Annotated in this window: 25 protein-coding genes; 22 read left to right on the top strand and 3 right to left on the bottom strand. The window is 74.2% G+C overall.

What is annotated here, in order from left to right:
• Positions 1-41: 41 nt before the first annotated feature.
• The 10 genes from O7620_RS03305 (at position 42) to O7620_RS03350 (ending at position 9576) form a co-directional block, all read left to right on the top strand.
• Entirely contained in the window at positions 42-845 is an 804-nt protein-coding gene (locus O7620_RS03305; protein WP_139586062.1) for a DivIVA domain-containing protein, read from the top strand.
• 80 nt (positions 846-925) lie between these two features.
• The gene (locus O7620_RS03310) at positions 926-1651 is read left to right on the top strand and encodes a hypothetical protein (protein ID WP_151492257.1); all 726 of its coding nucleotides are present in this window, start codon (positions 926-928) and stop codon (positions 1649-1651) included.
• 12 nt (positions 1652-1663) lie between these two features.
• Positions 1664-1969, top strand: a complete 306-nt coding sequence (locus tag O7620_RS03315; RefSeq protein WP_151492258.1) for a DUF167 domain-containing protein — start codon at positions 1664-1666, stop codon at positions 1967-1969.
• Positions 1970-1991: 22 nt separating this feature from the next.
• A complete protein-coding gene (locus tag O7620_RS03320) occupies positions 1992-3491 on the top strand; it encodes a potassium/proton antiporter (RefSeq protein WP_278121817.1) in 1500 nt (499 codons plus the stop codon).
• A 226-nt stretch (positions 3492-3717) separates the two neighbouring features.
• A complete protein-coding gene (locus O7620_RS03325) occupies positions 3718-4137 on the top strand; it encodes a TraR/DksA C4-type zinc finger protein (RefSeq protein WP_151492260.1) in 420 nt (139 codons plus the stop codon).
• Between the two features lie 65 nt (positions 4138-4202).
• Positions 4203-4820, top strand: coding sequence for a signal peptidase II (gene lspA / locus O7620_RS03330; protein ID WP_278121818.1), 618 nt, complete (start codon positions 4203-4205; stop codon positions 4818-4820).
• Positions 4817-5761, top strand: a complete 945-nt coding sequence (locus O7620_RS03335) for an RluA family pseudouridine synthase (RefSeq protein WP_151492262.1) — start codon at positions 4817-4819, stop codon at positions 5759-5761. The genes lspA and O7620_RS03335 overlap by 4 nt, the downstream gene beginning before the upstream one ends.
• Before the next feature lie 43 nt (positions 5762-5804).
• Entirely contained in the window at positions 5805-6827 is a 1023-nt protein-coding gene (locus O7620_RS03340; protein WP_278121819.1) for a hypothetical protein, read from the top strand.
• A 95-nt stretch (positions 6828-6922) separates the two neighbouring features.
• Positions 6923-8689 (top strand): AAA family ATPase, encoded by a 1767-nt coding sequence (locus tag O7620_RS03345; protein ID WP_278121820.1) that lies wholly within the window; start codon positions 6923-6925, stop codon positions 8687-8689.
• Positions 8690-8745: 56 nt separating this feature from the next.
• Positions 8746-9576: a DUF2567 domain-containing protein gene (locus tag O7620_RS03350; protein ID WP_278121821.1), complete on the top strand. Its 831-nt coding sequence runs from the start codon at positions 8746-8748 to the stop codon at positions 9574-9576.
• Here the strand turns inward: O7620_RS03350 and O7620_RS03355 are convergent.
• Entirely contained in the window at positions 9491-10195 is a 705-nt protein-coding gene (locus tag O7620_RS03355; protein WP_278121822.1) for an LON peptidase substrate-binding domain-containing protein, read from the bottom strand. The two genes, O7620_RS03350 and O7620_RS03355, sit on opposite strands and share 86 nt — an antisense overlap.
• Positions 10196-10301: 106 nt before the next feature.
• Here O7620_RS03355 and hisD point away from each other — a divergent pair, with 106 nt between their 5' ends.
• From hisD to hisF, 12 genes are all read left to right on the top strand, one after another.
• On the top strand, positions 10302-11624 hold the full coding sequence (hisD, locus tag O7620_RS03360) for a histidinol dehydrogenase (RefSeq protein WP_278121823.1): 1323 nt from the start codon (positions 10302-10304) through the stop codon (positions 11622-11624).
• Positions 11621-12694, top strand: coding sequence for a histidinol-phosphate transaminase (locus tag O7620_RS03365; protein WP_278121824.1), 1074 nt, complete (start codon positions 11621-11623; stop codon positions 12692-12694). Before hisD ends, O7620_RS03365 begins: the two co-directional genes overlap by 4 nt.
• Positions 12691-13302, top strand: coding sequence for an imidazoleglycerol-phosphate dehydratase HisB (gene hisB, locus O7620_RS03370; protein WP_151492039.1), 612 nt, complete (start codon positions 12691-12693; stop codon positions 13300-13302). The genes O7620_RS03365 and hisB overlap by 4 nt, the downstream gene beginning before the upstream one ends.
• 58 nt (positions 13303-13360) lie before the next feature.
• Entirely contained in the window at positions 13361-13534 is a 174-nt protein-coding gene (locus O7620_RS03375; RefSeq protein ID WP_192580428.1) for a hypothetical protein, read from the top strand.
• The gene (gene hisH, locus O7620_RS03380) at positions 13531-14166 is read left to right on the top strand and encodes an imidazole glycerol phosphate synthase subunit HisH (protein WP_278121825.1); all 636 of its coding nucleotides are present in this window, start codon (positions 13531-13533) and stop codon (positions 14164-14166) included. Before O7620_RS03375 ends, hisH begins: the two co-directional genes overlap by 4 nt.
• Positions 14167-14205: 39 nt before the next feature.
• Positions 14206-14529 (top strand): hypothetical protein, encoded by a 324-nt coding sequence (locus O7620_RS03385; protein ID WP_151492041.1) that lies wholly within the window; start codon positions 14206-14208, stop codon positions 14527-14529.
• Between the two features lie 14 nt (positions 14530-14543).
• Positions 14544-15269 carry a bifunctional 1-(5-phosphoribosyl)-5-((5-phosphoribosylamino)methylideneamino)imidazole-4-carboxamide isomerase/phosphoribosylanthranilate isomerase PriA gene (priA, locus tag O7620_RS03390; protein WP_278121826.1) on the top strand — a complete coding sequence of 242 codons (726 nt, stop codon included), beginning with the start codon at positions 14544-14546 and terminating at the stop codon, positions 15267-15269.
• A complete protein-coding gene (locus tag O7620_RS03395) occupies positions 15266-15655 on the top strand; it encodes a RidA family protein (RefSeq protein ID WP_278121827.1) in 390 nt (129 codons plus the stop codon). Before priA ends, O7620_RS03395 begins: the two co-directional genes overlap by 4 nt.
• Before the next feature lie 81 nt (positions 15656-15736).
• Positions 15737-16183 carry a MarR family transcriptional regulator gene (locus tag O7620_RS03400; RefSeq protein WP_151492044.1) on the top strand — a complete coding sequence of 149 codons (447 nt, stop codon included), beginning with the start codon at positions 15737-15739 and terminating at the stop codon, positions 16181-16183.
• A gap of 5 nt (positions 16184-16188) precedes the next feature.
• Positions 16189-16620, top strand: coding sequence for an organic hydroperoxide resistance protein (locus O7620_RS03405; protein WP_151492051.1), 432 nt, complete (start codon positions 16189-16191; stop codon positions 16618-16620).
• Between the two features lie 46 nt (positions 16621-16666).
• A complete protein-coding gene (locus O7620_RS03410; RefSeq protein WP_151492045.1) occupies positions 16667-17665 on the top strand; it encodes an NADP-dependent oxidoreductase in 999 nt (332 codons plus the stop codon).
• Positions 17666-17738: 73 nt separating this feature from the next.
• On the top strand, positions 17739-18506 hold the full coding sequence (gene hisF, locus O7620_RS03415; protein ID WP_278121828.1) for an imidazole glycerol phosphate synthase subunit HisF: 768 nt from the start codon (positions 17739-17741) through the stop codon (positions 18504-18506).
• Positions 18507-18512: 6 nt separating this feature from the next.
• Here hisF and O7620_RS03420 read toward each other — a convergent pair whose 3' ends face one another.
• A complete protein-coding gene (locus O7620_RS03420) occupies positions 18513-18974 on the bottom strand; it encodes a hypothetical protein (protein ID WP_151492047.1) in 462 nt (153 codons plus the stop codon).
• 101 nt (positions 18975-19075) lie between these two features.
• Complete coding sequence (locus tag O7620_RS03425) at positions 19076-19738, bottom strand: hypothetical protein (RefSeq protein WP_278121829.1); 663 nt, start codon at positions 19736-19738, stop codon at positions 19076-19078.
• Positions 19739-19760 lie beyond the last annotated feature (22 nt).

Consider the following 19760-nt stretch of genomic DNA (forward strand, 5'->3'; position numbering starts at 1 on the left):
CCGACGCGCTTTCGCGGCCGCAACTGACCCGAGGAGTTTCGATGCCGCTGACCCCGGCCGACGTCCACAACGTCGCCTTCAAAAAGCCGCCGATCGGCAAGCGGGGGTATGACGAGGAGGAGGTCGACGCCTTCCTGGACGAGGTCGAGCGCGAGCTCGCCCGTCTCATCGAGGAGAACAACGAGCTGCGCGCCCAGGTGGAGCGCGGCGGCCGTGGCGGTGCCCCCGCCGGCCCCGGCGGCGACGCCCGACTGGCGGCGGAGCTCAACGACGTCAAGGCCCAACTGGACCGGGTGCAGCGCGACAAGTCGGCGGCCGAGCAGGCTGCCCGTGCGATGCAGGCCGAGCTGGAGCAGGTCCGCGCGACCGGCGGTCCGGCCGGTGTCACCGGCGACGGTGAGCAGCAGGCCCTGCGGGTCCTCATGATGGCCCAGCGCACCGCCGACGACCACGTGTCCGACGCCCGCCGCGAGGCCGACCAGCTGCTGTCCGAGGCCCGCAGCAAGGCCGAGGAGGTGACCCGCGAGGCTCGCGCGAAGGCCGACGCCCTCGAGCGGGACGCCCGCCAGCGGCACCAGGAGGCCATGGGCGGCCTGGACGCCAAGCGCACGGCGCTGCAGAAGCACATCGAGGAGCTCAAGCAGTTCGAGCGCGAGTACCGCACCCGGCTCAAGGCGTACCTGGAGAGCCAGCTGCGTGACCTCGACGGTCGCGGCCAGGGTCTCGAGGCCGAGATGACCCGCTCCGAGGCAGGCCGGGTCGCCGGCGGCAACGGGTTGGCCGCCGCGGGCCTCGCCGGGTCGTACGGCGGCGGGCGCTCCGGCGCCCTCGAAGCCGGACGCTGAGCACCGGCCGGCGATCGCTGTCCGCCAATGGTGACGGTCGCCGGCCCCGCCCGGACGGTACGAAGCGGCGGGGGTGAGCCGTGATAGTTGCGAGTCTCCTGCTCATCCTCGTCGCGGTGGTGCTGCTGGTTCTCGGCCTGGCCGGTGGCTCCAGCATCATGTTGATCATCTCCATCGCGGCCAGTCTGCTGGCCGCTGTGGCGTTGGTGGCCGGCGCCCGCCAGGCAGCCGCCAACCGCGCCACGGCGGCTCCGGGACGACCCGACCGGCGCGCCGCCGGCGCACCCCGCACGGCCAGCCAGGCCACGCCGGGTGTCCCGTACGGGCCGCCGCTGGTCGAGCCGGACGTGCCGGTGCAGCACATGCCCTCGACGGTTGGTGCCGGCGGCACCGGGTGGCGGCAACCACCCGAGCCGCCGGCCGACCACGTTTCACCGTTCGACGCGTCGGTCGACCGGGGCACACCGTTCGTGACCCCGGCCGATGACGCGTCGCCGCTGCACCGGCCGGTGAGCCCCGCACCGCAGGACGAGGCGTCCGACCCCGACGTGTCGGCCTTCGAGGCGCTGGCCGACGAGCCGGCCGCTCAGTCGATCACCCCCGCCGAGGCGGCGCGGGTGGCTCGGCTGCCCGATCCCGTCGAGGTGGTGGACGGTCGGCCCCGCTACCACCTCGCCCGCTGTCCGCACCTGGCCGGCCGGGTGCCCGAGACGCTGCCGGTCGCCGAGGCGGTCGAGCTGGGCTTCACTCCGTGCGCGCTCTGCACGCCGGCCACCGTCCTGCTCGCCGACGTCCGACCGATCTGAAACGGCGCCCCGGTGCCCGCGCAGGACACGCTCACCGTGGCGGTACGGGTGAAGCCCGGCGCGTCCCGGGACCGGGTCGGCGGGCGCTTCGACGGCCCGCACGGCCCCGCCCTGGTGATCGCCGTGCACGCGCCGGCCGTCGACGGTCGCGCCACCGAGGCCGCCCGTCGGGCCCTCGCCGGCGCGTTGGGTGTGCGGCCGGCCGCCGTGTCGTTGCGGGCCGGCGCGGCCAGCCGGGACAAGCTCTTCCTCGTCGACCGGCCCGACCCGGCCCTGCCCGGGCTGCTCTGCCGGCTGCGCGACGGATCCGCCGAGTGAGGAACGTCCGGGCCGGGCAGCGGTGACACCGGGGCTGGACATCGCGCTGCTGGTCGGTGCGGGCGTGCTGCTGGTGGCGGTCGGCGCGGTCCGGCTCTCGACCCGCCTCGGGGTGCCCAGCCTGCTCGTCTACCTGGCGCTGGGTGTGGCGATCGGCGAGGCCGGGCTGGGCATCCGCTTCGACGACGTCGAGTTGACCCGGACCCTGGGGTTCTGCGCGCTGATCGTGATCATCGCCGAGGGTGGACTGACCGCCCGGTGGAGCGCGTTGCGCCCGGTGCTCGGGCTGGCCTCCGCGCTCTCCACGGTCGGCGTGGTGGTCAGCATCGTGGTGGTGGGTGTGGCCGTACACCTGTTGTTGGGTCTGGATTGGCGCCTGGCGCTGCTCTACGGCGCGGTGTTGTCGTCCACCGACGCCGCGGCGGTCTTCGCGACCCTGCGCCGGCTGCGTCTGCCGCCGCGGCTGGTGGCCACTCTGGAGGCCGAGTCGGGCATGAACGACGCCCCGGTGGTGCTGCTGGTGGTGCTGCTGTCCCATTCGGGTTGGGCGCACCCGTGGTGGTACGAGACCGGGCTGGTCGTCTACGAGCTGGCCGTCGGGGCCGCGGTGGGTGTGGTCGCCGGGGTGGCCGGGACGTGGGCGTTGCGTCGGGCGGCGCTGCCCGCGGCCGGCCTGTACCCGATCGCCGCGGTGGGGATCACCGTGCTGGCGTACGCGGCCGGCGCGGTGCTGCACGCCTCGGGGTTCCTCGCCGTCTACGTGGCCGGGGTGCTGCTGGGCAACGCCCGGTTGTCGCACCGGCGGGCGATCCTCGGCTTCGCCGACGGGTTGGCGTGGCTCGCGCAGATCGGTCTGTTCGTGCTGCTCGGGCTGCTGGCCGCGCCGGCCCGGCTGGACGCGGCGGTGCTGCCGGCGGTGGTCGCGGGGCTGGCGCTGGTGCTGCTGGCGCGACCGTTGTCGGTGGCGGCGTCGGCGCTGCCGTTCCGGGTGGGCCTGCGCGAGCAGACGTTCCTGTCCTGGGCCGGGCTGCGCGGGGCGGTGCCGATCGTGCTGGCCACCATCCCGCTGTCCGAGCGCGTGCCGGGCGCGGAGCGTCTTTTCGACGCGGTCTTCGTGCTGGTGGTCATCTTCACGTTGGTGCAGACCGGGACGCTCGGCCCGTTGGCCCGCCGGTTGGGGATCACCGCGCCGGCCGAGGCCACCGAGATCCACGTGGAGACCGCCCCGCTGGAGCGGATGCGGGCCGACCTGCTGCAGTTGGAGGTGCCGCAGGGGTCCCGGCTGGCGGGGGTGCACGTCGACGAGTTGCGGTTGCCGGTGGGCGCCTCGGTGACCCTGGTGCTGCGCGACGGGGTGGGCTTCGTGCCCGGACCGGACACCCGTCTGAAGGTCGGCGACAGTCTGTTGATCGTCGCCACCGCGGGGGTGCGCGACGCCGCCGAACGGCGGTTGCGGGCGGTGAGCCGGCGGGGTCGGCTGGCCCGATGGTTTGGTGAGTACGGGGATGAGTCGGACGGTTGATCTGCTAGCGTTCCCTTTGCCCCAGTTAGGCAGGGCTCGGGGCAGTTAAGCGGTGCGACGGTGCGCCACGTTGTCGGACGCCTGTACGTTCCGTATTCTTGCCAACCTCCGGAGTGCGCGGCCATCGACGCCGTGCGCCCCTTTTCGTACAAAGGGGACGCCCTGGTTTGGCGCCCCCTGACCAGGAGCCGCCAACCATGCGGTTCCGCGGCCGAGGGAGCGACCCATGGCGAAGCCAGCCGACACGAGGACCGCCGGCCGCAAGCCGGTGGCCAAGGTCACCCGCAGCGCGGCGGAGACCGAGAAGATCCGCGCGGCGCTGGCGGCGCGGCGGGACGAGCTCCGCGCCGAGTACGATCAGACGCTGAGCGAGATCACCGAGCTGCAGCGCGACCGGCTGACCGACTCGGCCGGGGACGACCAGGCCGACACCGGCACCAAGACGTTCGAGCGTGAGCAGGAGATCTCACTCGCCAACAGCATTCTGGAACGGATCACGCAGGTCGAGCGCGCCCTCGAGCGCCTGGACGAGGGTGGTTACGGCTGGTGCGAGCGGTGCGGCAACCCGATCCCGGTCGAGCGCCTCGCCGCCTTCCCGTCGGCCACCCTGTGTGTGACGTGCAAGCAGCTGGAGGAGCGGCGCTGAGGTCCGTTCCCCGGCGGCGATGAGACGGTGAGCGATCACCGCCGAGACACCTCGATGGGGAGCGCATGACCGCAGCACCGCCCGCCGAACCGGGCCGCAGTGAGCCGGGTGGCGGCACGCCCCGGCCCCGGGCCGTCGCGATCCTCGCCGGGGTCGCCCTGGTGGCCCTGCTGGCCGACCTGGTCACCAAACACCTCGCGCTGGCCGCGCTGACCGACCGGGAGCCGGTCCGGCTGCTCGGCGGCCTGGTCTACCTGAGCCTCACCCGCAACAGCGGTGCGGCGTGGAGCATCGGCTCGGACCACACCTGGATCTTCCCGCTGATCACCATCGGTGTGGTCGGCTGGATCGTCTGGATGGCGCTGCGCCTGCGGTCGCTGCCCTGGGCGGTCTCGCTGGGCCTCGTCCTCGGCGGTGCCCTGGGCAACCTCGTCGACCGGATCTTCCGGGCGCCCTCCCCGTTCCACGGGCACGTGGTCGACATGATCAGCCTCTTCGACCCGTTCGGCCAGGTGTGGCCGGTGTTCAACCTGGCCGACAGTTCGCTGGTCTGCGGCGTGCTGCTGGCCGTACTGCTGGAGTTGACCGGCCGCCAGCGTGACGGCCGGCGCGCCGGCCGCGACGGCGACCCGACCGACGCGGACGCCACCCGGGCCGCCGCCGACCAGCGGGAGCGGGCATGACCTCCGCGTTCGCCGCCGGCGGCGACCACCGGTCCCTGCCCGTGCCCGACGGCCTCGACGGGATGCGCCTGGACCAGGCGGTGTCCCGCCTCTTCGGGCTCTCCCGCACCGCCGCCGCGGCCCTCGTCGACGCCGGGGACGCGCTGGTCGACGGCGCCGCGCGGCCCAACTCGTACAAGGTCAAGGCCGGCTCCTGGCTGGACGTCACGCTGCCCGCCCCGGTCGCGCCGCCGACCGTGGTGCCGCAGGCCGTGCCGGGCCTGCGCGTCGTGTACGCCGACGACGACATCGTGGTGGTGGACAAGCCGGTGGGCGTCGCCGCGCACCCCAGCCCCGGCTGGACCGGGCCGACCGTCATCGGCGCGCTCGCCGCCATCGGGCACCGCATCTCCACCAGCGGCGCCGCCGAGCGGCAGGGCGTCGTGCACCGCCTCGACGTCGGCACCACCGGGATCATGGTGGTGGCCAAGAGCGAGCAGGCGTACACGGCGTTGAAGCGGGCCTTCAAGTACCGCGAGGTGGACAAGGGCTACCACGCGGTGGTGCAGGGACACCTCGACCCGCTGCGCGGCACCGTCGACGCGCCGATCGACCGGCACCCGACCCACGACTACCGGTGGGCCGTGGTCTCCGGCGGCAAGCCGAGCATCACCCACTACGACACCCTGGAGGCGTTCCCGGCGGCCAGCCTGGTCGACGTCCGGCTGGAGACCGGCCGGACCCACCAGATCCGGGTGCACTTCTCCACCCTGCGCCACCCCTGCGTGGGTGACCTCACGTACGGCGCCGACCCCACCCTCTCGGCCCGTCTCGGACTGGCCCGACAGTGGCTGCACGCCCGCGAACTGAGCTTCCTGCACCCCCGAACGGGGGACGAGGTCCGGTTCGTCAGCGACTACCCTGACGACCTGGACCGCGCGCTTCAGATCCTGCGTGACTAGAGCGGCGACCGCCTGACACCGATCCGACGAGGGGATCCCGCCCGTGCGCGCCGGCGACCTGCTGCGGCAGTTGGACCAACGGCTGCTGCCGCCGTTGACCCGGGCCGTCGCCCGGTTGGGCGACCGGTCGGGGCGTTCCGGGGTGCTCACCTGGGCCGCGCTGCTGTCCATGGCGGCGGTGCTGGGCACCGCCGTCTGGGCGGCCGACGACGTCCCGGTCGGCGACCGGACGGTGGGCGAGGTGACCCGGGTCGGGGTGACCGACGGCGACTCCGTCCCCGGCTACCTGCGCTCGGCGGCGGCGGACCTGGCCGCACTGCCCAGCACGGCCCCGACCGCCGGCGACGGCACCTATGCCCTGGTCACGCTCGACGCGTACCTGCCGCCGCAGCGACTGGCGGCGGTGCTCGGCGACGTGCCGGTCTCGACGGTCTTCGGCCGGGTGCCGTTGCCCGGCCGGCAGACCGTGAGGATCCCCGCGCTGCGGGTGCCCGACGACGTCGTCGCCGGGATGGTCGAGGTGGCGGCCCGCAAGGACACCGAGGCGGCCGACTATCGAAAGCGGGCCGCCGAGATGACCGGCGACGGCGTCGACGAGCGGGAACTGCGCGTGCGGTACGCCGACGACGCCGAGGTGGCGTCGGCCGAGGCGGCGGCGTACCGCACCGGCTGCGCCTGCGTCTACGCGGCGGTCGTCCGGGCGGGCCCCGAGGTGCTGCGCGGTGTGGCGGCCCGGCCGGACGTCCGGGCCGTGGACCCCGCCCCCGAGGTGTACCGGCTGGACCGCGCGGTCTTCACACCACCACTTCCCGAACAGCGCGATGTGGTCCGCCCGCCGGCCGACACCGGGCCCAGCCCGACGTCGAGCCCGCAGGTGCGCGCGGTGTCGACACCACCCGCGCCCGAGCCCTCGGTGCCGGTGGGCGAATCGTCGGAACCCGCACCGGTCGTAACGATTCCGTCACCGGAGCCGTCGTCGACGGAGTCGACCGAGCCGCCCCCGCCGAGCGTCACCACCTCCCCGGACGCGACCGGCGCCGGGCCGCTGGCGCCCAGCCCGTCGTGATCTGTGCCGGGTGGTGTGCGTCGCCAGGTGTGGTCCGAATAGTGTTTGCTTCGTAGCCTGTCAGACGGAGATCGATGGTGCTGGGAGGGCGGGCCGTGGAGGGCAGTGAGACCGGCTGGGGCCGGCCGGCCGAACCAGCGCCGCGGTGGCGGGCGTTGTTGGACCGCGCCCGGCGGGGCGGCCATGGCGCGGAACAGGCGGAGCCCGACCGGCGGGCCGAGGAGCCAGCACCGGATCCGCTGCCGCGACGTGCGGCCCCCAACGGGTACGCCGGGCGCGCGCCGGCCATCGGGCATCCGGCCGAGCTGTCGTACGGCGCGGAGCCCGCCTACCGGGCCGAGGCGACCTACCGGGTCGATCCCGCGTACCGGGCCGAGCCGACCTACCGCGCGGAGCCGGACTACCGGGCGGCGCCCGCGTACCGCGCGGAGCCGGACTACCGGGCCGAGCCGGACTACCGGGCCGAGCCGGACTACCGGGCCGAGCCGGACTACCGGGCCGAGCCGGACTACCGGGCCGAGCCGGACTACCGGGCCGAGCCGGACTACCGGGCCGAGCCGGACTACCGGGCCGAACCGGACTACCGGGCCGAGCCGGACTACCGGGCCGAACCGGACTACCGGGGCGAGCCGGGTTACCGGTCCGAGCCGGCGTACCGGGCGGAACCCGCCTACCGGGCCGAGCCCGCGTACCGGCCTGAGCCGGACTACCGGGCGGAGCCGACGTACCGGGCCGAGCCCGAGTCGCCGCCGCAACGCCCCGATTCGGTCGAGTCGCGCTACGCGCTGCTGGACAACGGCTACCGCCAGGGCGGGCCTTCGGTGGAGTCGCGGTACGCCCTGCTGGAGACCGGCTACCAGCCGGAGACGGGCTACCCGGTGGCGGCGCCCCCGACGCCGGCCGCCCCGCCGCCGGTCGTCGCGCCACCCGCCCCGCCGGTCGTTGCGCCACCCGCGCCACCGGTCGTCGCGCCGCCCGTCCCGCCGGTCAGCTCGGCGATCGCCGAGCGCGGCTACCCGGCCCGCGTCGAATGGCGTCCGCAGGGCGTCGACCAGGAGGTGGAGCGGGCCACCGGGGTGCTCCGCCGGGATCTGGGCACGCCCCGGGTGTTCGCGTTCGCCAACCCCAAGGGTGGGGTGCACAAGACCACCGCCACCGTCCTCGCGGCGGCCACCGTCGGCAGCGTGCGCGGCCGAGGTGTGCTGGCCTGGGACGACAACGAGCTGCGCGGCACCCTCGGGCTGCGCGCGGGCAGCGCCCGGCACGCCCGGACGATCCGCCACCTGATCGGCGAGCTGGCCCAGATCGAGATCCTGGAGGGCGCGACCCTGCTGGACCGGCTGGACGACTTCCTGCGGCACGCCTCCGACGGCTCGTACGACGTGCTGGCCGGTGAGGAGAGCCCGCGCTTCGCCCAGCGACTGGACCAGTTCACCGTCAAGCGGGTGCTGGAGCTGCTGCGCCGCACCCACGACGTGGTCTGCGTGGACACCGGCAACAACGTGGAGAGCCCCAACTGGCGCACCGTGATGCAGGCCGCCGACCAGCTGGTGGTGACCACCGTGCCCCGGGAGGACGCGGCGTTCAGCGCCGACTGGATGCTCGACCTGCTGCACGAGGAGGGCATGAGCGAGCTGGCCGACAACGCGATCACCCTCATCTCCTGCCCCACGCCGGGGCGCTCTGCCCTCCAGGACGACCTGGAGCGGCACTTCGCCACCCGCACCCGAGGGGTGGCCGTGGTGCCGTACGACCCGGCGCTGGAGACCGGATCGTCGATCGAGTACCACCAGCTCCAGCCGGAGACCCGGCAGGCGTGGCTGCGCGCGGCGGCGATGATGGTGGAGCCGTTCGCCCGGTGAGCTGGTCTGCCGCCACCGGCGCCCCGGCCCGCCACCGGGCCTGAGAGGATCATCGGGTGAGCCCGGACAACCCCGACCCTGAGCGGCACGTCGACGATCCCGACCGACCCGCGCCGCCGCGAGCGTCGGCCGTGACACCGCCGGCGAACGAGCCGTCGGCCGCGACACCCCCGGGCGGATTCGACCCGGGCCACGTGCCCGCCTCGACGGCGTACCAGAGTTCGCTGGAGCTGACCTTCGACGAGCCACGTCGCCCGCTGCGCACGGTGGTGACGGTGCTGGGCTTCGCGCTCGCGTTCGCCGTGCTGGGCGCGCCGTTGGGGCTGCTCTGGGCTGTGCTCGCGCCGGACACCCCGGTGCTCAAGACCGCCGAGGGGGCGATCTACGCCGAGCCGCAGCCGGAGCAGCCGATCGCCGCGGACGGCTGGTTCAGCCTGCTCGGGCTCGCCTTCGGGGTGCTCGCGGCCCTCGTCCTATGGTTCGTGCTGCGTCGCCGACGTGGCCCGGTCGGGCTGCTCGCCGCGGTGCTGGGCGCGTTGGCCGCCGCGCCGGTGGCGTGGCAGGTGGGCCGGCGGGTCGGCCTGGCCACCTTCGACCGGCTGCTGGACACCGCACCGGCTGGTCAGGCGTTCACCAAACCCGCCGACCTGCGCGCCGGTGGCGTCGACTGGCTGCTCGGCGTGCTGCCGGTGCCGCACGGCAACCTGCTGCTGCCGGCGTTCGGCGCCGCGATCACGTACACCCTGCTGGCCGGCTGGTCGCGGTGGCCGTCGCTGCGGCCCGAGCCCGACCCGGCGGCGCTCAGTTGGGCGTCGGCGGGGACGCCAGCTCCGACAGCGGCACCGGAACCGCCCGCACCTGGCGCAGCAGAGCCGCCTCGCGGTTGAGCAGCCGCAGCTCGGCGCGGAGCCGGGCCGCGGTGTCGTCGATCGCCAGCAGCCGCTGCCGGTCGTCGACGGTCAGCGCCGCGGTGGCCGCCACCAGGTGTGACAGCACCGTCGGGTCGTCCGGAAGCTGCTCGGAGATCTCCTCCGGGTCGGAGCGGACCAGGCCCAGGTACTGCCGGAACACCGCGATGACCCGGGCGGCGAGGAGGTCGGCCACCTCGTCCGGCCCGGCCGGCTCGGGCAGCCACTCGACCTGGGCGGTCAGGTAGGGAGCCGCGCTCTCGTCGACCTCGTCGATGCGGAACCGGCGCCGGCCGACCGTGACGATGTCGAAGCCACCGTCGGCCAGCTCGGTCACCTGGCGCAGCTCGGCCGTGCAGCCCACCTCGTGCAGCGTGACGTCGCCGACGCCGGACGTGGGGCGTGCGCCGGGACCGGCGGGCGCGACCTCCCAGCCGGCCTGGATGGCCACCACCCCGAACTCGCGCGGCGCGCCCTCGGGCAGGTCGACCAGATGCCGGACCAGCGCCCGGTAGCGCTCCTCGAAGATGTGCAGTGGCAGCACCAACCCGGGAAAGAGCACCGTTGCGAGCGGGAACACCGGCAGCCGTGCGGTCACATGGTCGAGCCTAACGAATCGCGCCCGCCGGGGCGTGGCCCGGCTCACCGTCCCGCCGGGCGGGCGGCTCGGGTGGGCTGCGGCCGGGCCGCCTAGACTCGCAAGGGTGCTGAATCGGATCGACCTGCGCAACGGTCTCGGAGACCCGCGCCGCCTGCTGCCCCGTGCCCAGCTCGACGTGTCGGTTGCCGTCGAGCGGATCCGCCCGCTGGTGGAGGCGGTCCGGGAGCATGGGTACCCGGCGATCCGGGAGGCGAGCGAACGGTTCGACGGCATCTCGCCGGACGTGCTGCGGGTGCCGGTGCAGGCGATCACCGAGGCCGAGGGGGTGCTCGACCCGGCGGTGCGAGCCGCGCTGCTGGAGTCGATCCGCCGGGCCCGGAAGGTGCACGCCGACCAGCGCCGCACCGACCACACCACCCAGGTGGTGCCCGGTGGCACGGTCACCGAGCGGTGGCTGCCGGTCGACCGGGTCGGCCTCTACGTCCCCGGCGGGCTCGCCATGTACCCGTCAACCGTCGTGATGAACGTGGTGCCGGCCCAGGCGGCGGGCGTGCGGTCGCTGGTGGTGGTCAGCCCGCCGCAGAAGGACAACGGTGGCCTGCCCGACCCCCGGGTGCTCGCCGCGTGCGCGCTGCTCGGCGTCGACGAGGTGTACGCCGTCGGCGGCGCCCAGGCGGTGGCGATGCTGGCGTACGGCGCGGCGGTGGACCCGGCCGGCGAGCTGCGCTGCGATCCGGTCGACCTGATCACCGGCCCGGGCAACATCTGGGTGACCGCCGCCAAGCGGCTGCTGCGCGGCGTGGTCGGCATCGACGCGGAGGCCGGCCCGACCGAGATCGCCATCCTGGCCGACGACACCGCCGACCCGGCGCACGTCGCCGCCGACCTGATCAGCCAGGCCGAGCACGACCCGCTCGCCGCGAGCGTGCTGGTCACCCCGTCGGTGCCGCTCGTCGAGGCGGTCGAGGAGCAGCTGGCCCGGCAGGTGCCGGCGACCAAGCACGCCGAGCGGGTGACCACCGCGCTGACCGGTGAGCAGAGCGGCGTGGTCCTCGTCGACGACCTGGAGGCGGGGCTGCGGGTGGTCGACGCGTACGCGGCCGAGCACCTGGAGATCCAGACGGTCGACGCCCGGGAGTGGGCGCTGCGGGTGCGCAACGCCGGGGCGATCTTCGTGGGCGCCTGGTCGCCGGTGTCGCTCGGCGACTACTGCGCCGGCTCCAACCACGTGCTGCCCACCGGCGGGTGCGCCCGGCACTCGTCCGGGCTGTCCGTGCAGTCGTTCCTGCGCGGTGTGCACCTGATCGAGTACACCGAGGCCGCGCTGCGTGACGTGGCGCCGCACGTGGTCACCCTGGCGACCGTGGAGGACCTGCCCGCGCACGGCCAGGCGGTCCAGGCCCGCTTCCCGGGAGCGTCGGCGTGACGGGCCTCGACGATCTGCCGATCCGCGACGACCTGCGGGGGCTGTCGCCGTACGGGGCGCCGCAACTGGACGTCGCGGTGCGGCTGAACACCAACGAGAACTCGTACGCGGTGCCGGAGCCGGTGGTCGAGGCGATCGGCAAGGCGCTCGCCGCCGAGCTGCGTGACCTGAACCGCTACCCGGACCGGGACGCGGTGGCGCTGCGCGCCGACCTGGCCGGTTACCTGGGCCACGGGCTCACCGTCGAGCAGGTGTGGGCGGCCAACGGCTCCAACGAGGTCCAGCAGCAGCTCCTCCAGGCGTTCGGTGGTCCGGGGCGCAGCGCGCTGGGCTTCGTCCCGGCGTACTCGATGCACCCGCTGCTGGCGCTCGGCACCGGCACCCGGTGGGTGCCGGCGCGGCGCGGCGTCGACTTCGGGCTGACCGCCGGCGAGGCGGTCGCCGAGGTCCGCGAGCACCGGCCGGACGTGGTCTTCCTCTGCTCGCCGAACAACCCCACCGGCACGGCACTGGACCCGGCGGTGGTCGCCGCCGTGCTGGACGCGGCGCCCGGCATGGTGGTCGTCGACGAGGCGTACGCCGAGTTCGCCCGGCCCGGCACGGTCAGCGCCCTCGCGGTGCTGCCCGGCCACCCGCGGCTCGTGGTGACCCGGACGATGAGCAAGGCGTTCGGCTTCGCCGGTGGACGGCTGGGTTACCTGGCCGCCGACCCGGCGGTGGTGCAGGCGGTGCAGCTGGTCCGTCTGCCGTACCACCTGTCCGCGCTGACCCAGGCCGCCGCGCGCGCGGCGCTCGCCCACCGCGACGCCCTGCTGGGTACGGTGAGCGCGATCATGGCGCAGCGGGACCGGATCGTGGCGACGCTGCGCGGGCGCGGGCTGCGGGTGGCCGACAGCGACGCCAACTTCGTGCTCTTCGAGGTGGGCGGCGACCAGGCCACCGCCTGGCGCGCCCTGCTGGCCCACGGGGTGCTGGTGCGTGACGTCGGCCTGCCCGGCTGGCTGCGCGTGACCGCCGGCACGCCCGCCGAGACCGACGCCTTCCTTTCTGCGATGGAGAACCTGCGATGAGCCGGACCGCCCGGGTGGAGCGGATCACCAAGGAGACCAAGGTCCTCGTCGAGATCGACCTCGACGGCACCGGCGCCGCCGAGATCAGCACCGGCGTGGGCTTCTACGACCACATGCTGCACCAGATCGCCCGGCACGGCGGCTACGACCTGACCGTGCGCACCGTGGGCGACCTGGAGATCGACGCGCACCACACCATGGAGGACACCGCCCTGGCCCTGGGCGCCGCGTTCGACCAGGCGCTGGGCGACAAGGCCGGCATCCGGCGGTACGGGTCGGCGACCGTGCCGATGGACGAGGTGCTGGTCCGGGCCGCGGTGGACCTGTCCGGTCGGCCGTACGTGGTGCATGACGAGCCCGCGTTGGCGCCGTACATCGGGCCGGTGTATCCGACCAGCATGACCCGGCACATCTGGGAGTCGTTCGGTCAGGCGGCCCGGATCACCCTGCACGTGGACGTGCTGCGGGCGGCCCGCCCGGGTGGTCACCCGGACGCGCACCACGTGGTGGAGGCGCAGTTCAAGGCGGTTTCCCGGGCGTTGCGCGAGGCTACCGCGATCGACCCGCGTGCCGCCGGGGCGATCCCCAGCACGAAGGGCGCTCTCTGATGAGCGCGAGGAGTGCAGCGGAGCGGAGCCCCGCAGTCGCGAATGGAAGGTGGCTCTGATGGGGGCCGCGTTGCCGACGTTGTTGTTGATCCTGGCCGGGGTGCTGGTGGGCGGCACCTGGTCGCTGCACCGGCAGGGCGCGCCGAGGGGCGCGGTGGTGATCACCGGGCTGCTGGCGGTGCTCGCCACGGTTGCGGGGGTGCTGCGGTTGATCCCGGGGTCGGGCTCGTGAGCGCCGACGTGGTGGTGCTCGACTACGGGTCGGGCAACCTGCGCTCGGCGGAGCGGGCGTTGGCCGCCGCCGGGGCGGACGTGCGGGTGACCGACGACCTGGCCGCCGCGGCCGCCGCCGACGGTCTGGTGGTGCCGGGGGTTGGCGCGTACGCGGCGTGCATGGCGGGGATCGAGGCGCTCGGCGCGGGTCCGGTGATCGCCGAGCGGGTGGCCGCCGGCCGGCCGGTGCTGGGCATCTGCGTGGGCATGCAGGTGCTCTTCGAGCACGGTGACGAGCACGGTGTGGTGACCAAGGGGCTGGGTCTGCTGCCGGGCGGGGTGACCCGGTTGGCCGCGACCCGGTTGCCGCACATGGGGTGGAACACCGTGCGGGCGCCCCGGGAGTCGGTGCTCTTCGCCGGCCTGGGAGCGCAGAGCCGGTTCTACTTCGTGCACTCGTACGCGATGGGTGACCCGGCGGCGTTGACGGCGGCCGGTGCCACGGTGACCACGGCCCACCATGACACGGATTTCGTGGCGGCGGTGGAGCGTGGCGCGCTGTCGGCGGCCCAGTTCCATCCCGAGAAGTCCGCCGACACCGGTGCCGCGCTGCTGCGTAACTGGCTCGCCATGTTGCCCACCGGTGAGTGAGCGTCGTCGACGCCCGCTGACCGGCGGGCGGGGTGCGCGGTGAGTCGGGAACGGGCCCGCCGTCGGGCGGAGCGTGAGGCGGAGCAGGCGCGCGAGCGTGCGGTGCGGCAGCGTCGGGTGGCTCGCCGGCAGCGCCGCCGGGCGGTGGTTCGCGGGTTGACGCCGCGGCTGCGTCGGGGCCGGTCGGGCCGGCTGGCCCGGCACACGCGGGGCGAGCGGGCGGCTATCGTGCTGCTCACCGGGGCGGCGCTGATCCTGATCTGGACGTTCGTCGACGATCTGGCGTTGCGTGTCGCGCTGATCGTGCTGTTGCTGCTCGTACTGCCGGCGATCGTCGTGATCGCCCTGGACCGTCGTACCTGATCGAGGAGAACACGTTGAGCCTCACCCTGTTACCCGCCGTGGATGTCGCCGACGGCCGGGCCGTCCGGCTCGTGCAGGGCGCCGTCGGTAGCGAGAGCATCTACGGCGATCCGCTGGACGCCGCGCTGGCCTGGCAGCAGGACGGCGCGGAGTGGATCCACCTGGTCGACCTGGACGCGGCGTTCGGCCGGGGCACCAACGCGCACCTGCTGGCCGAGGTGGTGCGTCAGTTGGACGTGAAGGTGGAGTTGTCCGGCGGTATCCGCGACGACGAGTCGTTGCGTGCCGCGTTGGGCACCGGGGCGGCCCGGGTGAACATCGGCACCGCCGCGCTGGAGGACCCGGTGTGGTGTGACCGGGTGGTGGGGGAGTACGGCGACCGGGTGGCCATCGGGTTGGACGTGCGCGGTCGTACCCTGTCGGCGCGTGGGTGGACCCGCGACGGCGGTGACCTGTACGAGGTGTTGGAGCGGCTGGACAAGGCGGGCGCTACCCGGTACGTGGTCACGGACATCACCAAGGACGGCACGATGCGCGGGCCGAACCTGGAGTTGCTGCGGGAGGTGTGCGCCCGCACCGACCGGCCGGTGATCGCCTCCGGTGGCGTGTCGACGTTGGACGACCTGCGGGCGCTGGGCACGCTGGAGCCGCTCGGTGTGGAGGGTGTGATCGCCGGCAAGGCGCTGTACGCGGGCGCCTTCACGGTGGCTGAGGCGCTGCGGACGCTGGCCGAGGCATGACGGTCACCCGGCTGGGTTCGGGTGGCCCGTGGGAGCAGCAGTACGGCTACTCCCGGGTCGTGCGGGCCGGCGATCGGGCCTGGACGGCGGGCTGCACGGCCACGGTGGACGGTCGTGTGGTGCACGTGGGTGATCCCGCCGCGCAGACCGCGCAGGCGCTGCGGATCGGGTTGGCGGCGCTCGCCGAGGTGGGTGCCGGGCCGGGGGACGTGGTCCGGACCCGGATGTACGTGACGGACCGGCTGCACGCCGACGAGGTGGGTCGGGCGCACAACGCGGTCTTCGGCGCGGTCCGGCCGGCGGCGACGTTGGTGGTGGTCGCCGGTCTGCTGGATCCGGAGCATCTGGTCGAGGTGGAGTTGGAGGCGTACCTCGGCGACGGCTGAGGTCGCTGCGGTGACCGTCGTCATGGCCGGACCGTCGGCAAATCGGTTGTGCACAACTTAATCGCGGGCTACGGTTTGGTGGTGACCGATGATCTGGTGCTGCGCCGGCAGGTGTGCTTCGCGCTCTACGCCGCGTCGCGCGCCCTGACCGACGTCTACCGGCCGATCCTCGACGAGTTCGGGCTGACCTACCCGCAGTACCTGGTGCTGCTGGTGCTCTGGGAGCGCCCCGACGACGCCCCCACGGTCTCCGAGCTCGGCACCGAGCTGCGACTGGACTCCGGCACGCTCTCCCCGCTGCTCAAGCGGCTGGAGGGGGCGGGCCTGGTGGTGCGGCGGCGGTCGGCGCGCGACGAGCGGCGGGTCGAGGTGGGCCTCACCGAGCAGGGTAGGGAGCTGCGGCAGCAGGTGGACGAGGTCCCGCTGCAGATCGCCCGGGCGACCGGGCTGGGCATCGCCGAGCTGGTCGCGCTGCGCGACACCCTCACCCGGGTCACCGACACCATCCACCGACAGAAGGAGCAGTGACCATCATGCAGGTGCTCTACACCGCGTCCGCGACCGCCACCGGCGACGGCCGTGACGGCCACGTCGAGACCTCCGACGGCACGGTCACGCTCGACCTGGCCGTGCCGAAGGAGATGGGTGGCACCGGCGGCGCCGCCAACCCCGAGCAGCTCTTCGCCGCCGGCTACGCGGCCTGCTTCCACAGCGCGCTGCGGCTGGTCGGCCGCCGCGCGAAGGCCGACGTGACCGGCTCCGTGGTCGCCGCCGAGGTGGGCATCGGCCCGAACGGCAGCGGCGGGTTCGGGCTCACCGTGCAGCTCGTCGTCGACCTGCCCGCCGTGCCCCGCGAGGCCGCCGAGCAGATCGTCGAGCAGGCCCACCAGGTCTGCCCGTACTCCAACGCCACCCGCGGCAACGTCGACGTCGCGCTGACCGTCCGCGAGACCCTGGCCGCGTGACGTCGCGGACCCAGGCCACCACCGCGGACGAGAGGACGACCACCCCGTGACCAGCAACCGCGAGATCCACCTGGCCAGCCGCCCCCAGGGCTGGCCCACCAAGGACACGTTCCGGCTCGTCGAGACCGACGTGCCGACGCCCGGCCCGGGCCAGATCGTGGTCCGCAACCAGTACATGTCCGTCGACCCGTACATGCGGGGGCGGATGAACGACGTCAAGTCGTACGTGGCGCCGTTCGCGCTCGACGCGCCGCTGGACGGCGCCGCGATCGGCGAGGTGGTCGCCAGCGAGGCGGCGGACACCGCCGTCGGGACCACCGTCCTGCACGGGCTGGGCTGGCGGGAGTACGCGCTGCTCGACGCCACCGCCGCCCGTCCGGTCGACCCGAGCCTGGCCCCGGTCAACGCGTACCTCGGCGTGCTGGGCATGCCCGGCCTGACCGCGTACGCCGGGCTGCTGGAGGTGGCCGCGATGAAGCCCGGCGAGACGGTCTTCGTCTCCGCCGCGGCCGGCGCGGTGGGCAGCCTGGTCGGTCAGATCGCCAAGCTCAAGGGCGCCGGCCGGGTGATCGGCAGCGCCGGCTCGGCGGCCAAGGTCGAGCGGCTGCGGGCGCTGGGCTTCGACGCCGCCTTCGACTACCACGACGGGCCGGTCCGCGACTCGCTGCGGGCGGCCGCGCCGGACGGCGTCGACGTGTACTTCGACAACGTCGGCGGTGACCACCTGGAGGCGGCGATCTCGGCCATGAACCTGCACGGTCGGGCCGCCATCTGCGGCATGATCGCGCAGTACAACGCCACCGAGCCGCCGGCCGCCCCGCGCAACCTGGCGTTGGTCATCGGCAAGCGGCTCACCCTGCGCGGCTTCCTGGTCAACGACCACAACGACGTGCGGGCGACGTTCGTGCGCGACGTCGCGGGCTGGCTGCGCGACGGCACGCTGTCCTACGACGAGACGATCGTCGACGGCATCGAGAACGCCCCGGCGGCGTTCCTCGGCCTGCTGCGCGGCGAGAACCTGGGCAAGATGCTCGTCCGGGTGTGAGCCGGACCTCGTTCACGGCGGTCGACCCGATCGGGTCGACCGCCGTGGCGCGTACGGAGGATAGGCTCGCGGCATGACGGTGGCGGTGCGGGTGATCCCCTGTCTGGACGTGGACGCCGGGCGGGTGGTCAAGGGGGTCAACTTCCTCGACCTGCGCGACGCCGGTGACCCGGTGGAGCTGGCCGCGGCGTACGACCGGGCGGGCGCCGACGAGCTGACCTTCCTCGACGTCACCGCCTCGTCCAGCGACCGGGGCACCATGCTCGACGTGGTGCGCCGCACCGCCGAGTCGGTGTTCATCCCGCTGACCGTCGGCGGTGGAGTCCGGCAGGTCGCCGACGTGGACACTCTGCTGCGCGCCGGCGCGGACAAGGTCGGCGTGAACACCGCCGCCATCGCCCGGCCCGAGCTGATCGCCGAGATCGCCGACCGGTTCGGACGGCAGGTGCTGGTGCTGTCCCTCGACGTGCGCCGGGCCACGACCGACAGCACCCCGAGCGGTTTCGAGGTGACCACCCACGGCGGCCGGCGCGGTACGGGCATCGACGCGGTGCGGTGGGCGCGGCGAGGTGCCGAGCTGGGCGCGGGGGAGATCCTGCTCAACTCGATGGACGCCGACGGCACCAAGGCGGGCTTCGACCTGGAGCTGATCGCCGCGGTGCGGGCGGTGGTGGACGTGCCGGTGGTGGCCAGCGGCGGCGCGGGCGAGGTAGCCCACTTCCCGCCGGCGATCGGCGCCGGCGCGGACGCGGTGCTCGCCGCCAGCGTCTTCCACTTCGGCGAGCTGACCGTGGCCGAGGTCAAGGACGCGCTGCGCCGGGGCGGTCACCCGGTGCGCTGAGCCGGCTCAGTGCCCGCCGGACTGCCCCTCCGGCGAGCGCCGGGGCGTCGGGATCGAACGGACCACGTACTCCTGGACGGCCGCCGCGTGGTCGGCCTCGTCGAGGATCCAGTCGGCGCTGCCCGGCGCGTGCCGGCGGCTCAGGACGCCCTGCACGGTGTCCACCATCGTCGCCACGCCGGCGCGGGGGCGGCTGCGCCAGAGCTGCTCGCCCTCGCCGGTGATCCGGAACCAGCCGTCGGCGACGCTGACCAGGCCGGCGCCGACCAGACGCTGGACCGCGGCCTCCACCTCGTGCCGCTGCGGGATCGCGTGGTTGAGGTGGTCGGCGGTGGAGAGCACGTCGGTGAGGCGGACGCCCTCCGGCCTGCGGCTGGTCGCCGACCGACGGTGCCGCCCGGCGCCGCTCGCGATGACCAGCGACACGAAGATCCAGGCGTCCGTCCAGCGCCAACCGTTCTCCCCCATGCAGAGATGATGACGGCGCGCGTCGCGGAAGGGAACACCCACCCACCATCCGGCACGCGGCAGCACCGCGGCGTGCCGGTCCGGGGACCGTCGGTGAGCGCTCAGCCGGCCGGTGCGACGTCCGGCGCGGCGTCCGGCGTGGCGGTGCCGGTGTCCGCCGCGGGCACGGCGAACACCGGGATGAACAGGTGTGCCAGCGGGCCGATGGCCAGCGCGTACGCGACGGTGCCCACGCCGACCCTGCCGCCGAGCAGCCAGCCCAGCGCCAGCACGGTGACCTCGATGACCGTGCGCACCAGCCGGATCGACCAGCCGGGCCGGCGGGCGACGAAGCCGGTCATCAGGCCGTCGCGGGGGCCGGGGCCCAGCTGGGCGCCGAGGTAGAGGCCGGTGGCGGCGCCGTTGGCGACGATCCCGACGATCAGCAGCGCGATCCGGACGCCGAGCGGGCCCCCGTCCGGCAGCAGGGCCAGCGTGGCGTCCACGACCAGGCCGATGACCACCACGTTGCTGACCGTGCCGAGCCCGGGCCGTTGCCGCAGCGGGATCCAGAGCAGCAGGACGAGCGCGCCGACCGCGATGGTGACGGTGCCGAAGGAGAGCCCGGTCCGTTCGGACAGGCCCTGGTGGAAGACGTCCCACGGGTCGAGGCCCAGGCCGGAGCGGACCATGAGGGCCATGCTGATCCCGTAGAGGACCAGCCCGGCGTACAGCTGGCTCAGTCGTCGCGCTGGCCGGTGCCGCAGATTGCCAAGCAGTGCCATGCATGCCACCCTAGGTGCCAAT

The organism is Micromonospora sp. WMMD710 (assembly GCF_029626045.1).
In the GTDB taxonomy this organism is placed as follows: Bacteria; Actinomycetota; Actinomycetes; order Mycobacteriales; family Micromonosporaceae; genus Micromonospora.

Excerpts from the sequence above, each read along its gene's own strand:
- O7620_RS03305 (WP_139586062.1), top strand. The coding sequence starts at position 42 with ATGCCGCTGACCCCGGCCGACGTCCACAACGTCGCCTTCAAAAAGCCG.
- hisB (WP_151492039.1), top strand. The coding sequence starts at position 12,691 with ATGAGCCGGACCGCCCGGGTGGAGCGGATCACCAAGGAGACCAAGGTC.
- O7620_RS03375 (WP_192580428.1), top strand. The coding sequence starts at position 13,361 with ATGGGGGCCGCGTTGCCGACGTTGTTGTTGATCCTGGCCGGGGTGCTG.
- O7620_RS03395 (WP_278121827.1), top strand. The coding sequence starts at position 15,266 with ATGACGGTCACCCGGCTGGGTTCGGGTGGCCCGTGGGAGCAGCAGTAC.
- O7620_RS03325 (WP_151492260.1), top strand. The coding sequence starts at position 3,718 with ATGGCGAAGCCAGCCGACACGAGGACCGCCGGCCGCAAGCCGGTGGCC.
- O7620_RS03335 (WP_151492262.1), top strand. The coding sequence starts at position 4,817 with ATGACCTCCGCGTTCGCCGCCGGCGGCGACCACCGGTCCCTGCCCGTG.
- hisF (WP_278121828.1), top strand. The coding sequence starts at position 17,739 with ATGACGGTGGCGGTGCGGGTGATCCCCTGTCTGGACGTGGACGCCGGG.
- O7620_RS03405 (WP_151492051.1), top strand. The coding sequence starts at position 16,189 with ATGCAGGTGCTCTACACCGCGTCCGCGACCGCCACCGGCGACGGCCGT.
- lspA (WP_278121818.1), top strand. The coding sequence starts at position 4,203 with ATGACCGCAGCACCGCCCGCCGAACCGGGCCGCAGTGAGCCGGGTGGC.
- O7620_RS03420 (WP_151492047.1), bottom strand. The coding sequence starts at position 18,974 with ATGGGGGAGAACGGTTGGCGCTGGACGGACGCCTGGATCTTCGTGTCG.
- O7620_RS03425 (WP_278121829.1), bottom strand. The coding sequence starts at position 19,738 with ATGGCACTGCTTGGCAATCTGCGGCACCGGCCAGCGCGACGACTGAGC.